Origin of the sequence: Crateriforma conspicua (assembly GCF_007752935.1) — a bacterium.
Lineage (GTDB): Bacteria > Planctomycetota > Planctomycetia > Pirellulales > Pirellulaceae > Crateriforma > Crateriforma conspicua.
On record NZ_CP036319.1, the window covers coordinates 6,883,607 to 6,889,196 of the forward strand.

A 5,590-nucleotide genomic window follows, 5' to 3' on the forward strand; every position below is an offset into this window, starting at 1 on the left:
TATTCATTCACTCGCTGGCGCTTCGTGCTGGTATGGAGAACACGATGAGTGAACGACCGTTTAATGCCGACGAGCCAATCGCTTTCTTCCTTACATGGACCGCTTACGGCACGTGGCTTCCCGGAGACGATCGCGGATGGCACCGTTGGGGAAAAGGCGGAATCCAACCATCCGATGAGCGGATCCAAGAGTCCGCGAGGTCTGAGATGAAGAAATCGGCGTTTTTCTTGTCTGTTGATGATCGCGAAATCGTCGAAGAGACAGTGAAACGCCACTGCGAGATTCGCGAATGGACGCTGCACACGGTCAATGCACGATCGAATCACGTCCATGTCGTTGTTACCGCGTCGGGATACGATCCGAAAACCGTTCGCGACCAGTTCAAAGCTTGGTGTACTCGGAAGCTGAAACCGTTTCATCCCGGACGCGAGCGATTCTGGACCGAAGGCGGTAGCCAGCGTTGGATCAACCATGACGATGATCTGGAAGCAGCCGTGCTGTACGTCGGAGAAGCCCAAGACAGAAAAGATCGCGAGGAACACCCGGGGTACGAAAGATGAGCCAATACAAGAGGAATAGTGACCAATCGAGATTTGCACTTATTAACACGCAGCGCAAGCAAGTTGATCAAGCAAGTGGCCCCCGCAACGAGAACGCAGAGAGTCAGCAGAGAGTCAGCAGAGAGTCACTTGCTTGCGCTGCGTGCTAGTATCAGAAGGAAAACCGACATCAGCTACCTCAATCGAAGCGCAACCCGGAACACAAAACTCACCAAGCGGAACAAAGATGAAGTCAACGAGACCTACAACACTTCTTCGTTCATCGTTCTGCCTTCCTCCTTCTGCCTTCGCTACATTCCTTCTTCTTTCATCCTTCTGCCTTCATCCGTCAGCCTTCGCTGCTCCTTCTGCCTTCGCACAGAATGTGCTGTGGGTCATGGCCGACGACCTTCGGCCTCAACTCGGTTGCTACGGCGATGAAGTGGTCATATCGCCACACATTGACCAGTTTGCGCAGCGGGCATTGCGATTCGACCATGCGTACGTGCAAAGTGCGGTATGCAGCCCGTCCCGCAATTCAATGCTCAGTGGGCTTCGCCCAAATACGACGGGCTTACGTGGGTTTGGTACCAAAGTGCGTGATGTGATACCCGACATTGTCACTCTTCCCCAGCACTTTAAGAATCACGGCTACGAAACCCGAGCATTTGGCAAGATCTTTCATATCTACGATGAATCGATGCTCGGTGATGAAGACGATGCCCAATCGTGGAGCGAACCCACTCGATGGCCCGAAGTTCCGGTGTGGGGACCTGAGCAGAACGCACTTCGCGACCGGCTGATCGCCGGAGCAAAGAAAACCGGAAAAGAGTTCAAGCATCCGCACGATTGGCCGCGAGCCGAAACATGGGATGATAGCGACATCCCTGACGATCAGATGCAGGACGGCGACACCACAGCAGCCGTCGAGAAATATCTGGATTCGCGGCAAGGAGATCAAACGCCGTTCTTTCTGGCGGTTGGATTTCTGCGGCCGCATCTGCCCTTTAACGCTCCCCAAAAGTACTGGGATCTCTACGACCCTACGACGCTTCGCCTTCCCGCGTTTCGTCAGCTGCCGAGAAACGTTCCCGCCTGGGTCGTGAACCGAGGCATCGTCAAGAACTATCACAACATGCCGTCGCTGGAAGAAACCGATTCCGCGTTCCTGCAGCGATATCTGCAGGCTTACCTGGCGTGCATCAGTTACGTCGATGCTTGCTTTGGTCGTTTGATGGAGGCTCTTGAAAAGTCGGGGCATGCCGAGAACACAATCGTCGTGTTCATGGGCGACCACGGTTACCAAATGGGTGAGTATGACTCTTGGGGCCACAAGCACTCGAACTTTGAAATCTCGACCCGTGCACCGTTGCTGATTTCGTCGCCAAGGATGGCGCGAGCGGGAGCATCGTCAAACGCACTTGTTGAATTCCTTGACCTTTATCCGACGCTTTGCGATCTCGCGCATTTGCCCAAGCCTGAACACTTGGAAGGTATCAGCTTTTCGGACCTACTAAACGACGACACAAGCGTTCGTGACGCCGCATGCAGCGAGATGAAACGGCAAGGGCGTCTCGGCCGAAGCATCCGAACCGCCGAATTCCGATACACCGAATGGCGTGATCCAAAGAACAACATCGTGGCTCGTGAGCTGTATGACCATCGAAACGACACGACGCCCGGACAGCTCGAAATGGAAAACATTATCAGCGACCCAAAGATGACACACGTTGTCAGTCATTTGAGTCAGCGTCTGAATCAGCTCGTCCCAGCAAAAACGGAGAAATTGCATGAATAACCGCCGTGAGTTTTTATACGGCCTGGGGACGTCCCTGGGCAGCATTGCTTTTTCTGCGATGCTGGCAGACGAAGCACGCGCCGATGGAAAGCAGAGCCCGCTTGCTCCCAAGGACGGTCATTTTCCCGCGAAAGCAAAGAATTGCATCTTTCTGATGATGGAGGGCGGACCGTCTCACATCGATACCTTCGATCCAAAGCCTGCGCTCAAAGATCTACATCTCAAAGAGTTTGTCCGAGAAGGACAGCAGAAATCGGCAATGGAGAGCGGAAAACGGTATTACGTGCAGAGTCCGTTCAGCTTCAGCAAGCACGGCCAAAGTGGCGCCGACATGGCTGACAACTGGGTACACCTCGCAAAGGTCGCCGATGAACTCTGTTTCTATCGAGGCTGCCAAGTCGACAGCGTGAATCACCCCACCGCCATGTACCAAATGAATTGTGGGAATCGCTTCGGGGGTGATCCAGGAATTGGTGCCTGGGTCACGTATGGGCTTGGTTCGATGAATCAGGATCTGCCGGGTTTCCTGGTGTTGCCCGAAATTTCATACCCACAGGGTGGAGCTGCGAATTGGAGCAATGGTTATCTCCCGGCGTTTTATCAAGGGACGCCACTGCGACCTAAAGGCTCTCCTATCCTGGACCTTCAACCACCTTCTGGCGTGACTCCCAAGCGACAACGCCGCAATCTGGATCTGCTTGCGCGAATGAATACGCGGCACTTACAGCAACATCCTGAACACCGGGAGCTAGCAGCTCGACTAGAGAGTTACGAACTGGCATTTCGGATGCAGACGGAAGTGCCCGAGGCGATCGATTTGTCGGGCGAAGATCAGCGAACGCTGTCGATGTATGGGATCGGAAACGAAGCGACCGATGCATTTGGGCGGAAGTGTTTGCTCGCTCGAAAGATGGTCGAGAAGGGTGTTCGATTCGTACAGCTTTACAACGGCACCTGGGACAGTCACGACTACATCGAACGGGCCCACGAGAATCTCGTCCGTGGCGTCGACCAACCGATCGCCGCGTTGATCGCTGACCTAAAGGATCGGGGCCTCCTGGAAAGCACATTGATCGTTTGGTGCGGAGAGTTTGGAAGGTCGCCGGACAACGGAGTGCGCGGCGGTACCGCCTATGGACGTGACCACAACGCAAACGCGATGACGATCTGGCTAGCCGGCGGCGGTTGCAATGCAGGACACACGATCGGAGCCACCGATGAAGTGGGGATGACCGCCGTCGAAGAAGTACATCACGTTCGCGACTTCCACGTCACACTACTTCGGTTACTCGGGCTCGATGACAACAAGCTGACGTACTATCACGCCGGGCGTTTCAAGCAACTCAGCCAGTTCGGCGGCAAGGTGATCGAGGAACTCATTGCCTAAAGCGAATGGGCAAGCTACTTGCTTGCTTTCCTTACACGAATGAAGCGCAAGCGAGTGAATCACGTACTGCAAACTCACTCGCTTGCTTGCGCTTCGTGCTTGTATCGAGGTGGCTCCAAACTTTTCCCAGCTAGTCCACTAACCCACAGCCATTGAAACCAACCATGAACCAAAACCCCAACCAACTTGACCGTCGACGATTTTCCCAGATCAGCTTTGCCACAATGCTCTCTACTGGTGTTGCTCCGGCAATGATTGGCCGTGCATCCGCCGTCGAACCAACGAGAAAGCTCGGTTTGGCCGTTGTTGGCCTTGGAGGCTACGCAACCTCATCGATCGCTCCGGAAGTCTCCTCCTGTCAGCATGTCCGGCTCGCTGGCGTCGTGACGGGTGACGCGGAGAAGGGAAAGTTATGGGCGCAAAGACATGGATTTAAGGAAGACGCGATTTATGACTACGACACCATCGACAAGATCGCCGGCGACGATCGGATCGACTTCGTCCACATTACACTTCCCAATTCGATGCACGCGGAGTTTGCGATCCGTGCCGCGAAGGCAGGCAAACACGTCATGGTTGAAAAACCAATGGCGATTTCCAGTAAGGAGTGCGAACAGATCATCGCCGCCGCAAAACAGGCAGGCGTACTGCTGGGCGTCAACTATCGATTGCACTGGGAGCCGCACCACGTTCGAGCAATCGACAAACTATCGGGCGGGGCCGTCGGAAATCTGACCAATGGCAACTACGAATTCTCGTGGGGCTATGCTCGCGCATTGATGGGAAAGAACAAGGACCGGATCAAGAAGTGGCTGCTTAACCCGACGATGGCCGGCGGCGGCGCCTTGTTCGATACCGGTGTCTATCCCATCCAAGCCGCGTGCTATCTGACAGGGCGAGAGCCGGTTGCAGTGCGCGGACTTCCCACAACATTTCATCATGATCTGTTTCCCGACGGCGTCGAAGAAACCATGAGCTATGAGCTGTTGTTCGACGATGGTTTTCAGGCACTTTGCCGTGCAAGCTACAGCCAGTCGTTTCACCAATGCACCACGTTGGGGCCCAAAGGGTCTGTTGAGATTGTTCCTGGCGATTCCAGAGGCAGCGTTTTCGGTCAGTCCGGTGGAGGCAATCCGAGCCCAAAACGCCTGCTGGTCAATCGGAAAGAGGTTGTGCTTGAACAAACGCTTCAGCAAGCAGACTTGCTGGACGCATTCGCCCAAGCAATTATCCGCGGCGATAAGACGTTCAAGACACCCGGGGAAATGGGTCTAAGGGATATTCGTATCGTCGAAAAAATCTATGAATCAGCTGCCAGCGGCGGAGTTCGCGTCAACCTATAAACTGAAGCCGATCGAAACAGCGTGATCATTTTGGCAAGATCTGGCGGTCGAACCCCGGACGCTGACTCACGCCCTACCAACAAGAGAGAGCCCAGGATCCTAGGCGGTGCCGAAAACACCGCGTGATCTGGGTCAGCGAGCAGAATTGTTGGGTACAGTGGCTGAAGCCATTATTCGCGGCGACACAACGAATCGAACACCTGCGGAAATGGGCTTGATGGATATCCTTGTCATTGCGATGACCAATGGGCGGAAGCCAGCGGCGGCCCAGGTGGTCGGTTTTCAAGCGTTCCGTCACGCCAATCTCAGGCGATATACGTCGAATCGCGCAAACTTGAATTTTTTGCCCTGCCCCGACGACTTGCGTTCCACAACGAACCTAATCGCTCGCCAGGTAAGTCAATCTTCTCCTCAGCTGAATACCGACGCTCCCATTCGATTTCCTGGCGTTTGTTTCACTCCACTCCCCGGTACTTCCAGTCGATTCTGTGGATTAAAAAGCTGTATCCTTGATTGATAAAAT

At 54.3% G+C, this 5,590-nt stretch carries 4 protein-coding genes; all 4 read left to right on the plus strand.

The annotated features are described in order from the left end of the window. The first annotated feature begins 44 nt into the window (after positions 1 to 44). Positions 45 to 560, plus strand: coding sequence for a transposase (locus Mal65_RS25130; RefSeq protein WP_145304120.1), 516 nt, complete (start codon positions 45 to 47; stop codon positions 558 to 560). 142 nt (positions 561 to 702) lie between these two features. After that, on the plus strand, positions 703 to 2,337 hold the full coding sequence (locus Mal65_RS25135) for a sulfatase (RefSeq protein WP_145304122.1): 1,635 nt from the start codon (positions 703 to 705) through the stop codon (positions 2,335 to 2,337). Then, entirely contained in the window at positions 2,330 to 3,724 is a 1,395-nt protein-coding gene (locus Mal65_RS25140; protein ID WP_145304124.1) for a DUF1501 domain-containing protein, read from the plus strand. The genes Mal65_RS25135 and Mal65_RS25140 overlap by 8 nt, the downstream gene beginning before the upstream one ends. A 164-nt stretch (positions 3,725 to 3,888) precedes the next feature. Continuing rightward, positions 3,889 to 5,067, plus strand: coding sequence for a Gfo/Idh/MocA family protein (locus Mal65_RS25145; protein WP_145304126.1), 1,179 nt, complete (start codon positions 3,889 to 3,891; stop codon positions 5,065 to 5,067). Positions 5,068 to 5,590: the final 523 nt, after the last annotated feature.